This is a genomic window from Xanthobacter autotrophicus ATCC 700552, from assembly GCF_043194565.1.
Classification (GTDB): domain Bacteria; phylum Pseudomonadota; class Alphaproteobacteria; order Rhizobiales; family Xanthobacteraceae; genus Xanthobacter; species Xanthobacter autotrophicus_F.
Window position 1 is genome coordinate 105071 of the sequence record NZ_JBAFVS010000008.1, and the last position, 20312, is coordinate 125382.

At 68.3% G+C, this 20312-nt stretch carries 17 protein-coding genes; 10 read left to right on the forward strand and 7 right to left on the reverse strand.

Translation table 11 applies throughout. The features are described from left to right. Positions 1-156: 156 nt before the first annotated feature. Positions 157-1491, reverse strand: a complete 1335-nt coding sequence (locus tag V5F48_RS10945; RefSeq protein WP_394258731.1) for a sugar porter family MFS transporter — start codon at positions 1489-1491, stop codon at positions 157-159. Between the two features lie 158 nt (positions 1492-1649). Between V5F48_RS10945 and V5F48_RS10950 the strand changes: the two genes are divergently transcribed. The 4 genes from V5F48_RS10950 (at position 1650) to V5F48_RS10965 (ending at position 6507) form a co-directional block, all read left to right on the forward strand. Then, positions 1650-2972 (forward strand): DegT/DnrJ/EryC1/StrS family aminotransferase, encoded by a 1323-nt coding sequence (locus V5F48_RS10950; RefSeq protein ID WP_394258732.1) that lies wholly within the window; start codon positions 1650-1652, stop codon positions 2970-2972. Positions 2973-3145: 173 nt separating this feature from the next. After that, on the forward strand, positions 3146-4516 hold the full coding sequence (locus V5F48_RS10955; RefSeq protein WP_394258733.1) for a sugar porter family MFS transporter: 1371 nt from the start codon (positions 3146-3148) through the stop codon (positions 4514-4516). A gap of 13 nt (positions 4517-4529) precedes the next feature. Beyond that, entirely contained in the window at positions 4530-4868 is a 339-nt protein-coding gene (locus tag V5F48_RS10960) for a hypothetical protein (protein WP_394258734.1), read from the forward strand. Beyond that, positions 4861-6507, forward strand: coding sequence for a GMC oxidoreductase (locus V5F48_RS10965; RefSeq protein WP_394258735.1), 1647 nt, complete (start codon positions 4861-4863; stop codon positions 6505-6507). The genes V5F48_RS10960 and V5F48_RS10965 overlap by 8 nt, the downstream gene beginning before the upstream one ends. 60 nt (positions 6508-6567) lie before the next feature. Here V5F48_RS10965 and V5F48_RS10970 read toward each other — a convergent pair whose 3' ends face one another. Together V5F48_RS10970 and V5F48_RS10975 are read right to left on the reverse strand one after the other, a co-directional pair. Next, entirely contained in the window at positions 6568-6888 is a 321-nt protein-coding gene (locus V5F48_RS10970) for a hypothetical protein (RefSeq protein WP_394258736.1), read from the reverse strand. A gap of 174 nt (positions 6889-7062) precedes the next feature. After that, the gene (locus V5F48_RS10975) at positions 7063-7551 is read right to left on the reverse strand and encodes a VOC family protein (protein ID WP_394258737.1); all 489 of its coding nucleotides are present in this window, start codon (positions 7549-7551) and stop codon (positions 7063-7065) included. 240 nt (positions 7552-7791) lie between these two features. Here V5F48_RS10975 and V5F48_RS10980 point away from each other — a divergent pair, with 240 nt between their 5' ends. Together V5F48_RS10980 and V5F48_RS10985 are read left to right on the forward strand one after the other, a co-directional pair. After that, entirely contained in the window at positions 7792-8916 is a 1125-nt protein-coding gene (locus tag V5F48_RS10980) for an NAD(P)-dependent alcohol dehydrogenase (protein WP_394258738.1), read from the forward strand. Between the two features lie 56 nt (positions 8917-8972). Further along, a complete protein-coding gene (locus V5F48_RS10985; protein ID WP_394258739.1) occupies positions 8973-10607 on the forward strand; it encodes a bifunctional aminoglycoside phosphotransferase/ATP-binding protein in 1635 nt (544 codons plus the stop codon). Here V5F48_RS10985 and V5F48_RS10990 read toward each other — a convergent pair. From V5F48_RS10990 to V5F48_RS11005, 4 genes are all read right to left on the reverse strand, one after another. Next, complete coding sequence (locus V5F48_RS10990; protein WP_394258740.1) at positions 10561-10959, reverse strand: hypothetical protein; 399 nt, start codon at positions 10957-10959, stop codon at positions 10561-10563. The two genes, V5F48_RS10985 and V5F48_RS10990, sit on opposite strands and share 47 nt — an antisense overlap. A 102-nt stretch (positions 10960-11061) precedes the next feature. Then, complete coding sequence (gene selD, locus V5F48_RS10995) at positions 11062-12114, reverse strand: selenide, water dikinase SelD (RefSeq protein ID WP_394258741.1); 1053 nt, start codon at positions 12112-12114, stop codon at positions 11062-11064. A 208-nt stretch (positions 12115-12322) separates the two neighbouring features. Then, on the reverse strand, positions 12323-13438 hold the full coding sequence (locus tag V5F48_RS11000) for a transglutaminase-like domain-containing protein (protein ID WP_394258742.1): 1116 nt from the start codon (positions 13436-13438) through the stop codon (positions 12323-12325). A gap of 1 nt (position 13439) precedes the next feature. Next, on the reverse strand, positions 13440-14051 hold the full coding sequence (locus tag V5F48_RS11005; protein ID WP_394258743.1) for a TlpA family protein disulfide reductase: 612 nt from the start codon (positions 14049-14051) through the stop codon (positions 13440-13442). Between the two features lie 407 nt (positions 14052-14458). Here V5F48_RS11005 and fdnG point away from each other — a divergent pair, with 407 nt between their 5' ends. The 4 genes from fdnG (at position 14459) to fdhE (ending at position 20309) form a co-directional block, all read left to right on the forward strand. Continuing rightward, on the forward strand, positions 14459-17545 hold the full coding sequence (gene fdnG, locus V5F48_RS11010) for a formate dehydrogenase-N subunit alpha (RefSeq protein WP_394258744.1): 3087 nt from the start codon (positions 14459-14461) through the stop codon (positions 17543-17545). A gap of 18 nt (positions 17546-17563) precedes the next feature. Beyond that, positions 17564-18505, forward strand: coding sequence for a formate dehydrogenase subunit beta (fdxH, locus tag V5F48_RS11015; protein WP_394258745.1), 942 nt, complete (start codon positions 17564-17566; stop codon positions 18503-18505). Then, positions 18502-19209: a formate dehydrogenase subunit gamma gene (locus tag V5F48_RS11020; protein ID WP_394258746.1), complete on the forward strand. Its 708-nt coding sequence runs from the start codon at positions 18502-18504 to the stop codon at positions 19207-19209. The genes fdxH and V5F48_RS11020 overlap by 4 nt, the downstream gene beginning before the upstream one ends. A gap of 158 nt (positions 19210-19367) precedes the next feature. Next, positions 19368-20309 carry a formate dehydrogenase accessory protein FdhE gene (gene fdhE / locus V5F48_RS11025; protein WP_394258747.1) on the forward strand — a complete coding sequence of 314 codons (942 nt, stop codon included), beginning with the start codon at positions 19368-19370 and terminating at the stop codon, positions 20307-20309. Positions 20310-20312 lie beyond the last annotated feature (3 nt).

Below are 20312 nucleotides of genomic sequence, written 5' to 3' on the forward strand. Positions count from 1 at the left end.
TGCGTCACGTCGGCCACTGGACACTCCTCTTTCCGCACTGCAACCCCGCACCCCTATAGCGGAGGTCGCCGGACGCGACCAGAGCGCGCGGGTCCTGTTGGAGCAGGCGTGATGGCCCCGCTGGCGGCCCCGCGCACGCCGCCGGCGGGGGCGGATTCAGCTGCCGGCGCCGAGCTGCCGCAGCGGCCGTCCGTCGAGCACGTCGGCCTCGATCTCCTCCAGCCCCACCCGGCGCGTCTCCGGCACGAACAGCACCGCGACCACCAGCGACAGCACACAGACCACGAAGAAGATGCCGATGGTGCCCGCAAGGCCGATGCCCTGCACCACCGACAGGAAGGTGCCGGCGACAATGCCGTTGAACAGCCAGCTGGTGGCCGAGGCCACCGCGATGCCCCGCTCCCGGATGGCGGAGGGGAACAGCTCGGACATGAGCACGTAGGGCAAGGGGCCGAGGCTGAGGGCGAAGGCGACGATGTAGGCGCACAGCCCCGCCAGCGCCACCCACGGCCAGTCGGCCAGCGCCGCCACGATGACGGCGGCAAGGCTCGCCGCCATGGCCGCCGATCCGGCGATCAGCAGCGGCCGGCGGCCGAGCCGGTCCACCAGCGCCATGGCGGCGATGGTGGCGATGACATTGAACAGGCCGAGGCCGAAGGTGGCGGCCAGCGCCGCGGTGCCCGCCGGAAAGCCCAGCTCGGTGAAGATGTGCGGGGCATAATAGAGAATGCCGTCGATGCCGGAGAAGTTCTGCAGCACGAACAGCACGCTGCACAGCACCAGCACCGCCTTGGTGGCGCCGCGGCCGAGCACTTCGCGCCAGTTGGCCCCGTCCGGCGCGCGCTCCTCGCCCATCTCGGCGGCGATGCCCAGCGCCCGGGCTGCCGCGTCCGCACGCGCGCCCATGCCCCTGGCCCGGAGCCAGCGCGGGCTTTCCGGAAGCACCAGGACGATGGCCCCGCAGGCCACGGCGATCAGCACCCCGCCGCCCAGCATCTGCTGCCACGAGGCCCGGTCGATCAGGGCGAGCGGCACTGCATAGCCGGCGAGGATGCCGACGGTGATGGCGAGCTGGAACAGGGACACCACCGCCCCCCGGTGGCGCGCTGGCGTCACCTCGGCCGCATACATGGGCACCACCATGGACGAGAGGCCGACCCCGAGGCCGATGAGGATGCGGGCCGCCACCAGCATGCCCGGCCCGGGTGCAACGCCTTGTCCCAGCGGAATGAGAATATAGCCGGCAATGGCCAGCAAAGCGGCGAGCAGGCAGGCGGGACGCCGCCCGATTCGCGCCGACACCGGCGCGGCCGCGGCGGCCCCCACGAAGCAGCCGACCAGCAGGGAGGTCACCACCATCTCGGTGGCGCGGGTGGACAGGGCGAAAGCCTGCGCAATGGCCTCGACCACGCCGGCGATGGACGCTGTGCTGAAACCAAACAGAATGCCGAACAGCAGCACCAGACTGGCCGTGAGCAGCAGCGTCTTCATGGGGTCGCTCCGGAAGGTCCCCGGCCGGGGTGAGGTATCCCTTAGCCATCAAACGGAAAGGGCTTGTAAGCTGCGGCGAGGCTGGAGCATAAATACCGCAAAAATCCCGGCTCGACAGATTTCAATCGATAAATCCGGTAATCAGGGGAGAGCGCCACGTGACTGCCTCGGCCGCTGCGCACGAGCACGCCAATCGTCTGGCCATCGAGGGTGGGGAGCCGGTGCGCAAGGCGCCGCTGCCGTGGGAATTGCCCGGCGCCCACTGGATCGGCGACGAGGAGCTGGAGCTGGTCTCCCGCGTGGTGCGCGCCAAGAGCCCGTTCCGCTTCTACGGGCCGGACCTCCAGCACATGGTGGACACCCTCGAAAAGGAGTGGTGCGCCGCCTTCGGCCACAAGCACGCGCTCGGCGTGTCCTCCGGCACGGCGGCCCTCTCCATCGCCATGTCGGCGCTGGAGATCGGCCCCGGCGACGAGGTGCTGGTGCCCGGCTATCTCTGGGTGAGCTGCGTGAGCGCGGTGGTGCGCGCCGGCGCCATCCCGCGCCTCGTGGACGTGGACGACTGCTTCACCCTCGATCCCGCCGATGTGGAGCGCAAGATCGGCCCCCACACCCGCGCCGCGCTGATGGTGCACATGAGCGGGGCACCGGGGCGTGTGGCCGAGGTCGCCCGCATCTGCCGCGAGCGCGGCATCGGCCTCATCGAGGACTGCGCCCAGACCGCCGGCTCCAGCCAGAACGGCAAGGCCGTGGGCACCTTCGGCGACGTGGGCATCTTCTCCTTCCAGCTCAACAAGAACATGACCTCCGGCGACGGCGGCATGGTGGTGACCGAGCGCGACGACCTCTATCGCCGCATCGTGGCGCTGCACGACCTCGGCTACCCCCGCAACGCCCAGGGCCGGCTCGACACCTCGGACGAGACCTGCCAGCTGTGGGGCGTGGGCGCCCGCATGTCGGAACTCACCGGCGCCATGTGCCTGGCCCAGATGCGCAAGCTGCCGCTGATCACCGGCGCCATGCGCACCGCCAAGTGGCGCATCCGCGACGCGCTGGAGGGCACCCCCGGCCTCGGCTTCCGCACCATTCCCGACCCGGCGGGCGACACCGGCCCCTTCCTCATCATGACCCTGAAGGACGAGGCCACCGCCCGCCACTTCGTGGATGCCCTGCGCGCCGAAGGCATCGCCGGCCCGCCCGGGTCGCTGGCCTGCCTCACCATGCGGGAATGGGGCATGCACTGGTACTCGAACATTCCGAGCCTGGTGCACAAGCGGTCCGACAGCCGCGACGGCTTCCCCTGGACCCACCCCTTCAATGCGTTCGGGGCCGACTACAGCTATGCCGCCGGCGCCCTGCCCCATTGCGACGAGCTGAACGCCCGCGGCGCGCTGCTCACCATCGCCTCGACGCTGACCGCGCAGGACGTGGACGACATCATCACCGCCATGCGCAAGGTGGCGAAAGTGGTGCTGGTCTAAAGCATGCGCCGATCGGCTTGCGTCGCAAGCTGATCGGACAACGCGTTCTCTTTCTTGAATTTGGAGGGAGATTCACCGATCAGATTCAAGTCAATCTGATCGGATCGCGCTCCAAGCCCCGTTCGGGGTACCGCACAACAATCACCAGAAACCGCACTCCGGGAGGGGCGCCCATGATGTACCTCATCGCCGCCATAGCCGGCATCGCCGGGGCGCTGTTCGGCTTCGACGAAGGCGTCATCGCCGGCGCCCTCGCGCCGCTGCGCCGGGACCTCGGCATCGATCCCGTGGCCGAGGGCATGATGACGGCGGCGGTGCCGTTCGGCGCCTTCCTCGGCGCCATCGTCGCCGGCCGCCTCGCCTTGTCCCTGGGCCGGCGCCGGCTGCTGCTGGCCGCCGCCGTCCTGTTCGTGGTTGGCGCCCTCCTGAGCGCGTTCGCCTTCGGGCTGTGGACCCTCACCTTCGCCCGGCTGATCATCGGTCTCGGCGTCGGCGTCGCCGCCATGATGGCGCCGCTCTACATCTCCGAATGTGCGCCGGCGGCCCAGCGCGGCATGCTGGTCTCCATCTACCAGCTCGCCATCACCCTCGGCATCCTCGGCGCCTATGTGGTGGGCTACGCCTTCCACGAATCCTGGCGCTGGATGTTCGCCGTGGGCGCGGTGCCGGCCATCGCCCTGTTCGTGGGCATCTTCGGCCTGTCGGACACGCCGCGCTGGCTTGCCGTGCGCGGCCGCGAGGCCGAGGCCCGCGCAGCGCTGGCCCGCATGCGCGAGAAGCCGGAGAGCGATCCCGCGGTGAAGGCGGAATTCGCCGAGATCCGCGCCGGCGCGGTCCAGGACGAGACCCGCAAGGCGCGCCTCTCGGACCTGCTCACCCCGCGGGTGCGGCCGGCCCTCATCGTCGCCATGGGGCTGTTCCTGCTGCAGCAGCTCTCCGGCATCAACGCGGTGATCTATTACGCGCCCACCGTGTTCGAGCTGTCGGGCTTCGGCTCATCCACCACCCAGATCCTGGCCACCGCCGGCATCGGCGTGGTCAACGTGCTCATGACCATCGTCGGCATGATGCTCATCGACCGGCTGGGCCGCCGGCTGCTGCTGCTGATCGGCTTTGCCGGCACGGCGGTGGCGCTCGGCGTCATCGCCATCGGCGCCGCCACTGGCAGCGAGATGATGGGCAAGCTCGCCCTCGGCGGGCTGGTGCTCTACATCGCCTCCTTCGCCATCGCCATCGGGCCGCTACCCTGGGTGATGATGTCGGAAGTCTTCCCCCTCGACGTGCGGGCCCTGGGCATGAGCGTCGCCTCGCTGGTCAACTGGGGCTTCAACTTCCTGGTGGTGTTCAGCTTCCCGGTGCTGGTGGCGGAGTTCGGCCTGGCCGGCGTGTTCGGCCTCTATGCGGTGGTGTGCGTGGTCGGCCTCGCCTTCACCCAATGGCTGGTGCCCGAAACCTCCGGCGTCAGCCTGGAAGAGATCGAGCGCCACCTCGACAGCGGCCGGCCCCTGCGGGACCTCGGCCGCTTCACGCCCCGTGCCGCCTGAGGAGCGCCGAGCCATGGTCCCCCCTCCCGAAGCCGAAACCGTGAACTCCGCCGCGGCGCCGCTCGATTTCGAGCGGCTCGTGGCGGCGGTGCTGCCGCTGGACCACTACCACCGCGAGCTGGAACCCCTGCTGCCCGACCTGGTCCGGATCGTGGTGCTCAACGACCAGCTCAACGGCGCCTTCCGGCGCATCGCCGCGCGCGCCGGCTTCGCCGAGGGCGGCGACATCGAGCGCGCGCACCTGGGCGACGACGCGCCGGCGGTGCACACCTTCTTCGAATACGTTTATTTCGCCTCGCCGGCTTTCCTGAGCACGGTGGGCGAGTGGCCCCTGGGAGGCGTGCGTGGCTGAAGCGGCCCATTGCGATGTGATCGTCGTCGGCACCGGCGCCGGTGGCGGCATCCTCGCCTACGAACTCGCCAAGGCCGGGCTCAACGTGGTCTCCCTGGAGCAGGGCGGCCAGCTCGCCGACGACCATTTCAAGCGCGTCGACCCGCCGGGCAGCGCGCTGGACTTCGGCATCCGCTCCAACACCGTGTGGCCCGCCGAGCCCCACGACAGCCTGTTCGTCCACCCGTTGTTCGAGAAGGGCGAGGACGGCTCCACCGGCTGGCCGGAGGGCGGCTTCCGCCACTACCAGATCATCCAGGTGAACGGCCTGCAGAACCTGTGGAACGGCGTGAGCGTGCGCTTTTCCGAAAAGGATTTCGCCGACTGGCCGTTCCGCTACGCCGAGCTGGCGCCCCACTATGACGCGGTGGAGCGCCGCATCGTGGTGTGCGGCACCAAGGAGGACATCCCCGAGCTGCCCGACGGCATCTATGTGCCGCCCAAGCCCCTGCGGCCCGCCGACCAGATGATCATCGACGCGGTGAACGGCCTGGAGGAGCCCTACTCCCGCGCCATTCCCAACCGCAAGGCCATCGACACGAGGCCCGATAGCCCCAACGCCTGCGCCTCCACCGGCATCTGCACCTCCGGCTGCCCCACCGGCGCGGTCTACAAGTTCACCGCCCGCCTGCTGCCGGAGATCGCCAAGCTGCCGAACTACGAGCTGCGCACCGGGGCCAAGGTGGTGCGCCTGCTGCGCGAGCCCGGCACGCGGCGGGTCCTGGGCGTGGAATACCGCGACATGGCCACCGGCGAATCGCGCCTGCTCACCGCCGACAAGGTGGTGCTGGCCACCGGCGCGGTGGAAAGCCCGCGCATCCTGTTCAACTCGGCCGACGACGTGGCCCCGGAAGGCATGGGCAACGCCTTCGGCCAGCTCGGCCTGCGGCTGCAGGACAATCCCAAGTCCGTGCTGTCCACCTCCCTGTGGAAGCTGTGGGGCAGCGGGCGCGACTTCGACATCGGCTACGGCGACCTGCTCATCCTCCTGTCGCGCGGCACCCTGCCCGACGGGGAGGAATTCCCCTTCATCGGCCATGCCATCCACGGCGTGCCGGACGTGCCGCATTATCTGGTGGGCATGAAGCGCTTCCCGCCCTTCATGAAGGAGCGGCTCTCCCGCTTCATGTTCCACAGCTATGTGACGCTGGGCCTGTTCTGCGCCGGCGACCCCAACCCCGCCAACCGGGTGCGGCCGGCGGCCAGCTACGACCGCTTCGGCGTGCGCCATGTGACCGTGGACTTCTCCTCCTCCGCCAAGGCGGACAAGATGATCGACGCCATGGAAGCCTGGGGCCGCACAGTGCTGCGCCATGCCGGGGCGACCTCCATCTATCCGTCGCGGGACAATTCCGGCACCGGCATCCATTATGCCGGCACCACCGCCATCTCGGCGGACCCGAGCAAGGGCGTGGTGGACGCGAACCTCAAGTGCCACGACCTCGACAATGTCTATGTCTGCGACGGCGGCGTGGTGCCGGTGCTTCCCGACAAGCACCTCACCCTCACCATCATGGCCATGGCCCACCGCCTCGCCGGCCATCTGGTGGAAAAGGCCCGCTCCGGCGCGACGGTCACAGCCCAGCCGGCCCACGCCTGAGGCCCGCGCGGCCCTTGAACGTGACCACTCGGCATCGGTGGCAAACCGGTGCCGAAGGCCTTATGGCGTCGGCACAGCGCGGCTCATCACCGCCGAGATCAGCGCGTTGATGCGCCCGAACGCCGCGCGCGCCACCTCGTTGGCCCGCACCATGGCGTCGACCGCGGCTTCCTGGTCCTGATTGGTATGGGCGGCAAGGGCGGCCACAAGTTCGCTCTGGCCAATGGCGAGGTTGCGCAGGGCCAGCAGCAGATTGTCGAGATCGCCCTTGGTCAGCGTGAGCTGAAGCGGGGTGTCGTCGGCAAAGGTCTGCCAGCGCTCCAGCGCGGCGGGCGGAATCTGGGGCGTGTCGGTCGTGTCGGCCGCAGTGTCCTGAACCATGAAATCCTCGCATGAAAATGAAGACGCCAACAGCGTCCTGAAAAGACAGGAGCGTCTCGAAAAGAAAAGACCGGCCCATTAAGGCCGGCCTCAATCTACACCCGAACGCCCGGGCACACATCCTGGCCGGGCTCTGGCCGCGCGACCTGCGTTCCCCCGCCGCCTGATGACAACCTATCCCGCCGCCGCCTGCTCCAGCGCGGCGACGTCCAGCTTCACCATCTGGAACAGGGCCTCCATCACCCGCCGCGCCTTCGCAGGATCAGGATCGGACAGAAGCCGGGGCAAGACGCGCGGCACGATCTGCCAGGCGACGCCCCAGCGATCGCGCAGCCAGCCGCACTGCTCCTCCCGCCCCTCGGCGGTGAAGGCCGCCCACAGGCGGTCCACCTCCGCCTGGTCCTCGCAATCCACCTGGAAGGAGATGGCATGGGTGTGTTCCACCTTCTGCCCGCCATTCAGCGCGAGGAAGCGCTGGCCCGCGAGCGTGAAGGCCACCATCAGCGCCGAGCCCTCCGGCCCGGACGGCCCTTCGGCGGCGTTGCGGTACACGCTGTCGATGGCACTGTCCGGGAACAGCGACACGTAGAAGCGGGCGGCGTCTTCCGCGTCGCCGTCGAACCACAGGCAGGGTGAGATCTTCGGTGTCGAAATGGTAGCCATGGCGGCAATCCTCGCTGTGTCGTGCCTGAATGACGCGCGACGACCGGCCGGGCCGACAGCGCGGCCGGGTTTTTCCGCACCTCCGGCAGCCGCGCCGCGAAAGCGCCGGACACGGCGCGCACGCTTGCCCTGCGCGGTTGACCGGCATCAATGCCGTTCCGATCCCGTTGTCCTAACCAGTTACCACGGCACCGAAGCGTCCCCACGTTTCCCCACCGGGGACGGATAGGAAGGAACGCCATGACCGAGACCATCGAACGCCCCGGCTTTGTCGAGCGCAACCGCCCCGGCAAGGCGAAGATGAAGGCGGCCATCTTCGTGGAGAAGAACCGCATCGTCCTCGACGAAAAGCCCATCCCGGACGTGGGGCCGCTGGATGCCCTCATCCGCATCACCACGACCACCATCTGCGGCACGGATGTCCATATCCTCAAGGGCGAGTATCCGGTCGAGAAGGGCCTCACCATCGGCCACGAGCCGGTGGGCATCATCGAGAAGCTGGGCTCGGCGGTGGAAGGCTTCGCCGAAGGCCAGCGCGTCATTGCCGGCGCCATCACGCCATCGGGCTATTCCAACGCCTGCCTGTGCGGCTGCGCCTCGCAGGACGGCCCGCGCATGAAGCACGGCTTCAAGCCCATGGGCGGCTGGCGCTTCGGCAACACCATCGACGGCGCGCAGGCGGAATATCTCATCGTGCCCGACGCCATGACCAATCTCGCCCCGGTGCCGGAAGCCCTCGGCGACGAGCAGGTGCTCATGTGCCCGGACATCATGTCCACCGGCTTTGCCGGCGCCGAGAGCGGCAAGGTGCGCATCGGCGATACGGTGGCCGTGTTCGCGCAGGGTCCCATCGGCCTGTGCGCCACGGCGGGCGCCCGGCTGATGGGCGCGACCCGCATCATCGCCGTGGACCGGGTGGGCGAGCGCCTCAACGTCGCCCGCGCCATGGGGGCCGACGAGGTGGTGGACTTCTCCAAGGTGGACCCGGTGGAGGAGATCCTGCGCCTCACCGACGGGCGCGGCGTGGACGTGGCCATCGAGGCGCTCGGCCGGCAGGAGACCTTCGAGGCTGCCCTGCGCGTGCTGCGGCCCGGCGGCACCCTGTCTTCGCTGGGCGTCTACTCCAGCGACCTGAAGATCCCGCTGGATGCCTTCGCGGCGGGCCTCGGCGACAACAAGATCGTCACCTCCCTGTGCCCCGGCGGCAAGGAGCGCATGCGCCGCCTGATGGACGTGGTGGCCTCGGGCCGGGTGGATGCCCGCGCCCTCGTCACCCACCGCTTCAAGCTGGACGACATCGAAAAGGCCTATGACCTGTTCTCCCACCAGCGCGACGGCGTTCTCAAGGTGGCCATCACGCCTTAAGCTCTAGCCGCCCCGGCCCCGCGCCGGGGCAGCTTCCTTCCAGACTGGGACGATCCATGACGGCGCCGACGGATATGCCCGCACCGCCCGCCGCGCCCGGCCATGTGGTCGGCGACCAGAGTGCCGTCTTCGCCCTTTTGGAAGATCCCGCCACCCATGGGCTTTCCGAACCGGTGACGCGCATCGACACCCACGGGGCGGCGGTCTTCCTCGCCGGGCCCTTCGCCTACAAGGTGAAGCGGGCGGTCTTTTTCCCCTTCATGGATTTCTCGACCCTGGAGAAACGCCGCGCCGCCTGCCATGCGGAGGTGGAGATCAGCGGCCCCGGCGCGCCGGGGCTTTATCTCGGCGTGGTGCCCATCGTCCGCACGCCCCATGGCCTGGCGTTGGGGGGCGCGGGCGAGGTGGTGGAATGTGCCGTGAAGATGCGCCGCTTCGACACCAGCCTGACCCTGGACAGGGTGGCGGAGCGCGGCGACCTTTCGCCCGACCTCGTGAAGGCGCTGGCGGTGGCGGTTCTTGAAGCCCATGCGGCGGCGCCGGTGCGGCGCGGGTTCGACACGGCTTCCCGGCTGCGCGCCTATCTCGACGACAACACGAGGGAGTTTTCCGCCCGGCCGGAGCTGTTCCCGCCGCAGGAGGTGGCCCGGCTGGCGCGGCTTTCGGAAAATGCCCTGGCTTGCATCACGCCCCTGCTGAAAGCCCGCAGCGCCGCCGGCTTCGTCCGCCGCTGCCACGGCGACATGCATTTGCGCAACATCGTGCTGCTGGATGGCCGTCCGGTGCTGTTCGACGCCATCGAGTTCAACGACGACATCGCCACCTGCGACCTGCTCTACGACCTCGCCTTCCTCATCATGGACCTGTGGCAGCGGGGGCTTCGGGACGAGGCCAATGCGGTCTTCAACCGCTATCTGTGGGCGAGCGACGACGCGCAGCTGGACGGGCTCAAGGCCCTGCCCTTCTTCCTCAGCCTGCGGGCCGGCATCCGCGCCAAGGTGGAGGCGGCGGGGCTCGCGCATCAGCACGGGGAGCGGAAGGACGAGGCGGAGCGGCATGTGCGCGCCGCGTTCGCGCAGGCGCTGGCCTTTCTCGATCCCGGCCACGCGGAGACGGGCGCGCTGCCGCTCCTGAACGGCGCGACCCCGCCCGAGGCGCTGCCCGCCCACACCGCCCTTTGGGCCGTGGGCGGCCTCTCCGGCAGCGGCAAGAGCACATGGGCGGCAAAGATGGCACCCGCCCTCGGCCGCGCGCCCGGCGCGGTGATCCTGCGCAGCGACATCGAGCGCAAGCGCCTCGCCGGCACGGCGGAGACGGAAAAACTGCCGCCGGACGCCTACACCCCGGAGGCGACCCGGGAGGTCTACGCCCGCCTGCGGACGCTCGCGGCCCGGGTGCTCGCCACCGGCCACAGCGTGATCGTGGATGCCGTCCATGCCCGGCCGGACGAGCGCGATGCCATCGCTCAGGTGGCGCGGGCGGCCGGCGTGCCGTTCGCCGGCATCTGGCTGGACGCACCGGAAGGCGAGCTGATCCGGCGCGTGGAAGCCCGCTCGGGCGATGCTTCCGATGCCGACGCGGCCGTGGTGCGCCGGCAATTGTCCTATGATCTCGGCGCCATCGGCTGGACCCGCGCGCCCTCCCTCAGCACGGTGCCTTCGGCGGCTCCGCCTTCGGATCCGTCCCCGTGACCACCTCCGGCTGGCGGTCGGGCGAGGCGGGCGTTCCAGCCTGGGGCGTGGTGCCGATGAACGACCCACCCGTGCCGCCGGACCAGCCGGTGGAGCCTGACCCGCCCGGCTCGGTGCCGGAGGTCGCGCCCTGCGCCGGAGGTGTGGCCGCCGCGTGGGGCTGCTGATCGCACACCCCTTTTTCCGGCTCTGCGGCGCCCGCCGCCGCGGGCGAAGGCCCCGCCGAGGCCAGAACAAACATCACCGCCCCTACGAGGCCGGTGGCGAAAACCCGCGCGCCCGTGAGGGCGCCATGCGGGATGATCACGGGAGAGGCGCGCCGGAGCGCGGTGTGAAGTGCGTTCGAGGCCATGGCCGTTCTCCTTTCATCCAAGAGAACGTCTCGAAAAACCGCAGGGTTCCCGTCTTGTCCCTCAGGAAGGGTGGCCCGTGCCGAAGGCTCCAGCCGGCGGCCTCAATCCTCCACCACCACGCGCCCCGGCCCCGTCTCCACCGCGCCGATGCGGGCGGCGGCGGGATAGCCGGCGGCGATGATCTCCCCCAGCAGCCGGTCCGCTGCATCGGGGGCGCAGGCCACCAGCAGGCCGCCGGAGGTTTGCGGATCGGTGAGAAGGTGGCGTTGCCAGTCGGGGGTGCCCTCGGGCAAATCCACCTCGTGACCGTAGCTCGCCCAGTTGCGATGGGACGCACCGGTGACGAAGCCCTGCTGCACCAGATGCTCCACCTCGGACAGCCACGGCAGCGCCGCCCGCGACAGCCGCAGCGTGGCGCCGGAACCGCGGGCCATTTCCAGGCCGTGGCCGAGAATGCCGAAGCCGGTCACGTCGGTCATGGCGTGCACCGCCTCGTCCTGCGCCAGCGCGGTGCCGATGCGGTTGAGCTTCGTCACCGAGGCGAGCATCTCGTCATAGGCCGCCTTGCCCAGCGCCTCCTTCTTGAAGGCGGCGGAATAGACCCCCACCCCCAGCGCCTTGGTGAGGATCAGCGCGTCCCCCGGCCGGGCGGTGGAATTGCGGCGGATGCGCCCGCGCGGCGCCGAGCCGATCACCGCGAGGCCGTAGACCGGCTCCGGGCAGTCGATGGAATGCCCGCCGGCCACCGGAATGCCCGCCTGCGCGCAGATGGCCGCCCCGCCGCCGAGGATGGCGCGCACGGTGGCGATGTCCACCTTGCCCAGCGGCATGCCGAGGATGGCAAGCGCCATCAGCGGGGTGCCGCCCATGGCGTAGATGTCGGAGATGGCATTGGTGGCGGCGATGCGGCCGAAGTGGTCGGGATCGTCCACCATGGGCATGAAGAAGTCGGTGGTGGCGATGATCGCCGTCCCGCCGTCGAGATCCCACACGGCGGCATCGTCGCCGGTCTCGGTGCCCACCAGCAGGCGCTCGAACGGCCCGCCCTGCGCCTGCCCGGCCAGCAGGTCCTGCAGCACCGAGGGGGCAAGCTTGCAGCCGCAGCCGCCACCATGGGCAAGGCTGGTGAGGCGGACGGAAGGCACGTCGAGCATGGATGTCCGTTTCCTTGGCTGTCCGTTTCCGGAACACGCGCTCCGGTTATGGCCCGTCCGGCCAGGCTGTCACCTGACCGGACCTTGCCCTGATCCCGCCGGCGGGTACCCCCGCCGCTTCTGCCACGCCCCCAGGGGTCGTCACGGCCCGAAAGGTGTCACGACCCGGCATGGCGACGGGGGCATTCGCCCCGACCGGCGAGGATGGTCATACCGCGATTTCAGAGGCGCGGATGACGTACTTGAAACTGTCCGGGTCGAGGCAGTCGAGCAGCCCCGCCGCGTTCACCGCCTGCGGATACATGAGGAAGCCGAGGCGCGGGCCGGCAAAGCCCGGCAGCGCCACGTCGTGGGCCGTATTGAAAGCGAACCAGTTGCCCTCCCAGCCGCCGAACAGGGCCTTGCGGGCCGCCACCACCTTGGGATCGTCGAGGCCGAGCTTGCCCGGCGGCTCCTCCAGAACAACCTTGCGCACGTCGGCCGGGTCCATGGGCACCCAGCCGAAATCGGCGAGGAACACCTCGGCGCGGCAATGCTGGGCCTTGGTGACAATCTCGGAATTGGCGCCGAGGCTCTTGTAGCCAAAGCGCGAGGGCACCACCCGCAGGCCGTAGACGTCGCGGGCGGGAATGCCCTGCGCGCGCACCAGGCCCACGAACAGGGCATTGAGATCGGCGCACTTGCCGCCGATATCGCCGCTCTTGAGCAGCGCCGCGATGTCGCCGATGCCGCAGCCGCGCGTCGCCGGGTTGCGATAGGTGTTCTCGACGATCCACTCGAAGATGGCGCGCACCTTCTCCAGCTCGCCGCTCTTGCCGGCGACGATCTTGTCGGATGTCGCCTTCACGATGCCGTCGGTGGGAATGAGATCGGTCGATGCCGTGTTGCGCGCGCGGTCGGCGGCGGCGAGCGGGGCCGGCTTGCCGGGCCTGGTGAGGTCCACCGCCCAGTCGCGGCTGGTGGCGCGGCTGGTGAGGTCCACCCGCGGCGCCTTCTCGCCGTCCGCGAAGACGAGATGCAGCATGTCCGCCCCGGAATGGGGATCGCGCACCAGTTGGGCGGACCGGGCGTTGGTGGTCCAGCTGTTCTCCCCGGGCTTGAACCAGTCCGGATTGGCGAAGGAGGCCACCGGCAGCCACGCCTGAACCTGGCCCTCCGGCTTCAGGATCTCCACCGTGGTGACAATCTGGTAGCTGCGCCACTGGCCCACCGTGGGCGCGAAAATCTGCGGGGCGGGCGCCTGTTGGGCGAAGGCCGCGCGGGGCAGGACCCCGGCGGCGGCAGCGAGGGCACCAGCCTTCAGCAGGTCTCGTCTCGTGGTCATGTCACTGCTCCTCCTGGCTTTTATTGTGGTTTTCCGCAGGGCTGGAAAGGTCGCGCGGCGGGGCGCCCGCCCCTTGCAGCCCGGCGATGGCCATATCGGTGTCGGGGCTGTCCCATGCCGCCTCCCCCTCCGCCGCCAGCGCGATGCGGCCTTCGGCGATCACGAAACTGGCCGGCAGAAGGCTGACGCCGAAGGCGCGCGCGGCGGCGCGGTCGAGATCCATCAGCACCGGCCCCGGCGCCGGCTGATCGGCGAAGAAGCGCCGCACCCGGACCGGAACCTCGGCCACATCCACGAGCACCACGCTCACCTGCGGCGTGCGGGCGGCGAACCGCGCGAGGGCCGGCAGTTCGGTGCGGCATGGCGCGCACCAGGTGGCGAAGAAGTGCACCACCGTGACACCATGGGACTGGGCAAGGTCGAATCCCGGCCCGTCGAGGGCCTCCAGCCGCAGCGCGGGGGCGAGGGGCTGGCCGGCCACGGGACGAAGGGGCTGAAGCGCCTGTTGGGGCCCCGCCGCGGAGACATCCGCAGAGGCACCCGCCGGCAAAGCGGCGATGGCCAGAAGCGCGCGACAGGCCGCGCTCAGGGCCGCGCGCGCTGCGTCACGCACGAAACCGGCTGTGCCCTGATCTTTCGGGGGGAAAGATGAAACACGCTGTGAGCCCCGCCACGCGGGAGCGGACATGATTTTCACCCCGGCAATCTGGATCAGGTGGCGCGGCTGGTCAACGCTCAAGTCCGTGAACTCAGGCCGCTCCCTTGCCCGCACCCTGGCCATTGCCCCTGAAATTTCGAGATCACACGGTGTTTCTATCCAAAACTTGCTTTTCTATTGCATCGCAACATAAGCGCCTGCGGAAAATCTGGTGGAAACACAGGAAGTTGTCCCTGCGTTAATTGACATCTTTCCAGTTCCAAAATAGCGTCCCAAAGTGTGGAATAAGGTATCGGGCAGCCTCCGGGGGCTGCCGTCAACGGTCCCCGGTTCGGGGCTCACTGGGTCGGAGGTTTCCTTCGATGAACATGGAGCTTTCGCGCCGCCAGTTTCTGAAAACGGCGGGCGCGGGCGTGGCTGGAACAACCCTTGGGGCGATGGGCTTCGGCGCCATCGAGGAGGCCTACGCCTCCACCATCAAGCCGTTCCGCCTCGTCAACACCACGGAAGTGCGCAACACCTGCACCTATTGCTCGGTGGCCTGCGGCATCCTGATCTTTTCCAAGGGCAACCTTGCGAAGGGGGAGAAGGCCGACATCACCCACATCGAGGGTGACAGCGACCATCCCACCAATCGCGGCACGCTCTGCCCCAAGGGCGCGGCCCTGCTCGACATCGTCAAGTCCGAGACGCGCCTCCAGTATCCGATGATCCGGCGCGCGGGATCCGACACGTTCGAGCGCATCTCCTGGGACGAGGCGCTCGACAAGATCGCGCGCGCGTTCAAGGACGACCGCGACGCCAACTTCATCGCCAAGAACAAGGACGGCGTGACCGTGAACCGGTGGACCACCACCGGCTTCCTGGCCGCCTCGGCGACGACCAACGAAACCGCCTGGTGCACGTACAAGACGGTGCGTTCGCTCGGCATGCTGGTGTTCGACAACCAGGCGCGGGTTTGACACGGCCCCACGGTGTCCAGTTTGGGCCCAACTTTTGGCCGTGGCGCGATGACCAATTCGTGGACCGATATCCGGAACACGGACCTCGTCATCATCATGGGCGGCAATGCCGCTGAAGCGCACCCGTGTGGATTCAAATGGGTGACGGAGGCGAAAGCCACCCGTGGCGCCAAGCTCATCGTCGTGGACCCGCGCTTCACGCGCTCGGCCGCGGTGGCGGATTATTACGCCCCGATCCGGCAAGGCTCGGACATCGCGTTCCTCAACGGCGTCATCAATTATTGCATCGCCAACGACAAGGTGCAGTGGGACTATGTGAAGGCGTTCACCAACGCCAGCTACATCGTCAAGGAGGGCTTCGCCTACAGCGACGGCCTGTTCACCGGCTACGACGCGGAGAAGCGCGACTACAACCGCTCCACCTGGGACTATGACATCGGCCCCGACGGCTATGCGGTGGTGGACGACACCCTCCAGCATCCGCGCTGCGTGTGGAACCTGTTGAAGGCCCACGTGGCCCAGTACACGCCCGAACTCGTGGAGCGCATCACCGGCACGCCCAAGGACAAGTTCCTGAAGGTGGCGTCCATGATCGCGGAGTGCTCGTCCAAGACCAAGACGATGACCTCCATGTATGCGCTCGGCTGGACCCAGCATTCCAAGGGATCGCAGAACATCCGCACCATGGCGATGCTGCAGCTGATCCTCGGGAATATCGGCGTGCGCGGCGGCGGCATGAATGCGTTGCGCGGGCATTCCAACATCCAGGGGCTGACCGACGTCGGGCTCATGTCCAACATGATCCCCGGCTATCTCACCCTGCCCACGGAGCGGGAACCCGACTTCAACGCCTATATGTCCACCCGCGGCTTCAAGCCGCTGCGTCCCAACCAGATGAGCTACTGGCAGAACTACAGGAAGTTCTTCGTCAGTTTCCAGAAGGCCATGTGGGGCGACGCCGCCACCGCGGAGAACAACTGGGCGTTCGACTACCTGCCGAAACTCGACGTGCCGGCCTACGACATCCTGCGCGCCTTCGAGCTGATGAAGCAGGGCAAGATGAACAACTACGTCTGCCAGGGCTTCAACCCCCTGCAGGCCTTCCCCAACAAGGCCAAGCTCGCCGAGGCGCTCGCCAAGCTCAAGCTGCTCGTGGTCATAGACCCGCTCCAGACCGAGACCGCCCGCTTCTGGGAAAACCACGGCGTCTACAATCCGGCGGACACCGCCAGGATCCAGACCGAAGTGATCCAGCTGCCCACCACCTGCTTCGCGGAGGACGAGGGGTCGCTGGTCAATTCCGGGCGGTGGATCCAGTGGCACTGGCCGGCGGGCTCGCCTCCGGGCGAGGCGCGGACGGACGCCGCCATCATGTCCGGCATCCACCTGCGGCTGAAGGAACTGTATCGCAAGGAAGGCGGCGCCTTCCCCGATCCGATCCTCAACCTCACATGGGCCTACAAGGACCCGCACGAGCCCACGCCCGTCGAGCTCACCAAGGAGCTCAGCGGCTCGGTGCTGAAAGACGTGCTGGACCCCAACGATCCCACCAAGAAGGTGCTGGAGGCCGGCAAGCAGGTGGCCACCTTCGGTGTCCTGCGCGACGACGGCTCCACCGCGGCGGGCTGCTGGATCTATTCCGGCAGCTACACCGAGGCCGGCAACATGATGGCCCGCCGGGACAATTCCGATCCCGACGCCACCGGCGCCTACCTGAAATGGTCGTTCGCCTGGCCGGCGAACCGGCGCATCCTTTATAATCGCGCTTCCTGCGATATCGACGGCAAGCCGTGGGACCCCACGCGCAAGCTGATCGAGTGGGACGGGGCGAAATGGACCGGCTACGACGTGCCGGACATCGCGCCCACCGCCAAGCCGCAGGATGTGGGACCCTTCATCATGAATCCGGAAGGCGTCTCGCGCCTGTTCGCCCGGGGCATGATGCGGGAAGGCCCGTTCCCGGTGCATTACGAGCCGTTCGAGAGCCCGGTCGCCAACCTCATCGCCCCCAAGATCCGGGGCAATCCGGTGGCGCGCGTGTTCAAGGACGACTTCGCCCAGTTCGCCGACGTGGCCTCGAAGGAGTTCCCCTATGCGGCGACCTCCTACCGCCTGACCGAGCATTTCCACTACTGGACCAAGAACAACCACGTGAATGCGGTGCTCCAGCCCGAATTCTTCGTGGAAATCTCCGAGGAACTGGCCAAGGAGAAATCGATCCAGAATGCCGGCTGGGTGCGGGTGTGGTCGAAGCGCGGCTCGGTCTTCGCCAAGGCCTATGTCACCAAGCGCATCCGTCCGCTCATGGTGGACGGCAAGCCGGTGCACATCGTCGGCATCCCCATCCACTGGGGCTTCGTCGGCGCGGCGAAGAAGGGCTTCCCGGCCAACGTGCTCACCCCGTTCGTGGGTGACGCGAACATCGAGACGCCCGAGTTCAAGGCGTTCCTCGTCAACATCGAGCCCTCCACCGGGCCGGTGGCGTAAGGAGAAGGAGAACCAGCCATGTTTCCTCCGATCCCCAACCCTCCGGTCACCGCCACCCCGGCGAAGTTCGGCGAAGGCGACCTCATCCGGCGCTCGGCCTCCAACCTGCGGGTGCCGGTGGAGTTCAAGGAGCCGGTGGCCAAGCTCATCGACGTGTCGAAGTGCATCGGCTGCAAGGCCTGCCAGGCGGCGTGCCTTGAATGGAACGAGCTCCATGAGGAGATCGGCACCTTCAACGGCTCCTATACCAACCCGCCGGACCTGACCGAGAACTCGCTCACGCTCATGCGCTTCACCGAGTGGGTGAACCCCGAGACCGACAATTTCGAATGGCTCATCCGCAAGGACGGCTGCATGCATTGCGCCGATCCGGGCTGCCTGAAGGCTTGCCCGGCGCCCGGCGCCATCGTGCAATATTCCAACGGCATCGTGGACTTCGACCACGACAAGTGCATCGGCTGCGGCTATTGCGTGAAGGGTTGCCCCTTCAACATTCCCCGCATCTCCAAGACCGACCACAAGGCCTACAAGTGCACCTTGTGCTCCGACCGCGTGGCCGTGGGCCAGGGGCCGGCCTGCCAGAAGGCGTGCCCCACCCAGGCCATCGTGTTCGGCACCAAGACGCAGATGAAGGAATGGGCCGAAGGGCGCATCGCGGATCTGAAATCCCGCGGCTACAAGAATGCGGGCCTCTATGATCCGCCGGGCGTGGGCGGGACCCACGTCATGTATGTGCTCCAGCACGCCGACCAGCCCTCCCTCTATGCGGGCCTGCCGGACAATCCGCGCATCAGCCGCATCGTGGAAGCCTGGAAGGGCGTCACCAAATATGTCGGTCTCGGCGTCATGGGCTTCGCCGCCGTCGCCGGCGCCCTGCACTATCTGGTGGCCGGCGCCAACAAGGTGACGCCGGAAGACGAGGCCAACGCCGAGAAGCTGACCGGGGGAGGCCGTTCATGAGCGCACCCTATGATGTGGAATCCGGCGACGCGGTCCATCCCGGCCGCCCGGTGCAGGTGGATCGCTACACGCTGGGCGCCCGCATCAACCACTGGATCACGGCCATCAGCCTGATCCTTTTGGCGATCTCGGGCCTCGCCCTGTTCCACCCCAGCCTGTTCTTCCTCACCGGCCTGTTCGGCGGGGGACAGATGACGCGCACCCTCCATCCCTGGATCGGGGTGGTGCTGTTCTTCTCCTTCACCGGCATGTTCTTCCGCTTCTGGAAGGCCAACCTGTGGAAAAGCGAGGACGGCACCTGGATGCGGCGCATCCGCGATGTCATCGCCGGACACGAGGAGAAACTGCCCGAGCTGGGCAAGTACAATGCCGGCCAGAAGCTGGTGTTCTGGGGCATGTCGTTCCTGATCATCGTGCTCATCGCTTCCGGCGTGGTGATCTGGAACGCTTATTTCTCCACTTTCACCAGCATCGGGCAGCAGCGGGTCGCCTTGCTGGTGCATTCGGTGGCGGCGGTGGCGATCATTTGCGTGTGGATCATCCACGTTTATGCCGCCATCTGGGTGAAGGGGACCATCAGCGCCATGACGCGCGGGCAGGTCACCGGCGGCTGGGCCTGGCGGCACCACCGCAAATGGCTCCGTGAGCTGGTCTCCCGCAAGCCCCCCGGCAACTCGGGCACGCGGGGGACTCCCGCGGAATAGGGGCAGGCGTATAATGCAAGCCCGGCTGCGACCTCGCGCGGCCGGGCCGTTAGAGCTTTTTGACGCGTTTTCGTCATGCGAACCGGTATCCCCTTCGCCCGAAAACGCTCTTGCAAAAAACGCTCTTGCACGTGACCCGTGAGGTTCGTGAGGCTTAAATGGTGCGTTCGTCCGGTCCGTTCTCCACCGCTCCCGGCCCTGTCATGCCCGACCCCTCGGTGCTGGAAGGGGTCACCGCGCCGGCCTTTGCCCACCTGCCGGACCCGGCACCCCTGTTCGCCCGCCGCGCCGAGCGCTTCAGCCGCCTGGCGCAGGGCCACCCCCTCGGCGCCTATCTCGCCTTCCTGGCCCACATCGCCCGCGCCCAGCATGGGGCGGCGGAACGCGCGCCCGCGCCCGAGCCGCCCGATGCGGAAGCGGTGGAACGCGCCCGGACCCATGAGATGCCGCCTCTGGACCGCAGCCACTTCACCGCGGATGCGGCATTTGAATCCATCTTCGACCGGCTTTTGTCCCAGGCCCGCGCCATCGAGAAGCCGGAGCCGGCCGAGGCCGCGCTTGCCCGGGTGCTGGCCGGCTCGGACGCGGAGCGTGGCGAGATGATCCGCAACGTCCTCGCCGATGCCATTCCGGTGGAAGCCTTGGCCGAGCATCTTTATGTGGCGGCGGCGCTTCAGGTGCATTTCGCCCGCCGCGCCGCCCAGCTCGACGCCACGCGCCTGGTGCCGGTGGGCGACGGAATCTGCCCCGCCTGCGGCGGCCCCCCGGTGGCCAGCGTGGTGGTGGACTGGCCGGCGGCCCACGGCGCGCGTTACTGCGCCTGCTCCCTGTGCGGCACCTTGTGGAACTTCGTGCGGGTGCGCTGCACCGCGTGCGGCTCCACCGGGGGCATCGCCTATCAGGAGGTGGAAGGCGGCGACGGCTCCATCAAGGCCGAGACCTGCGACACCTGCCACTCCTATGCCAAGGTGCTCTACCTCGCGAAGGACCCGGATCTCGATCCCGTCGCCGACGACGTGGCCAGCCTTGGCCTCGACCTCAAGCAGAAGGAGGGGCCCTACCGGCGTTCCACCTTCAACCCGTTCCTGCTCGGCTATTGAGGG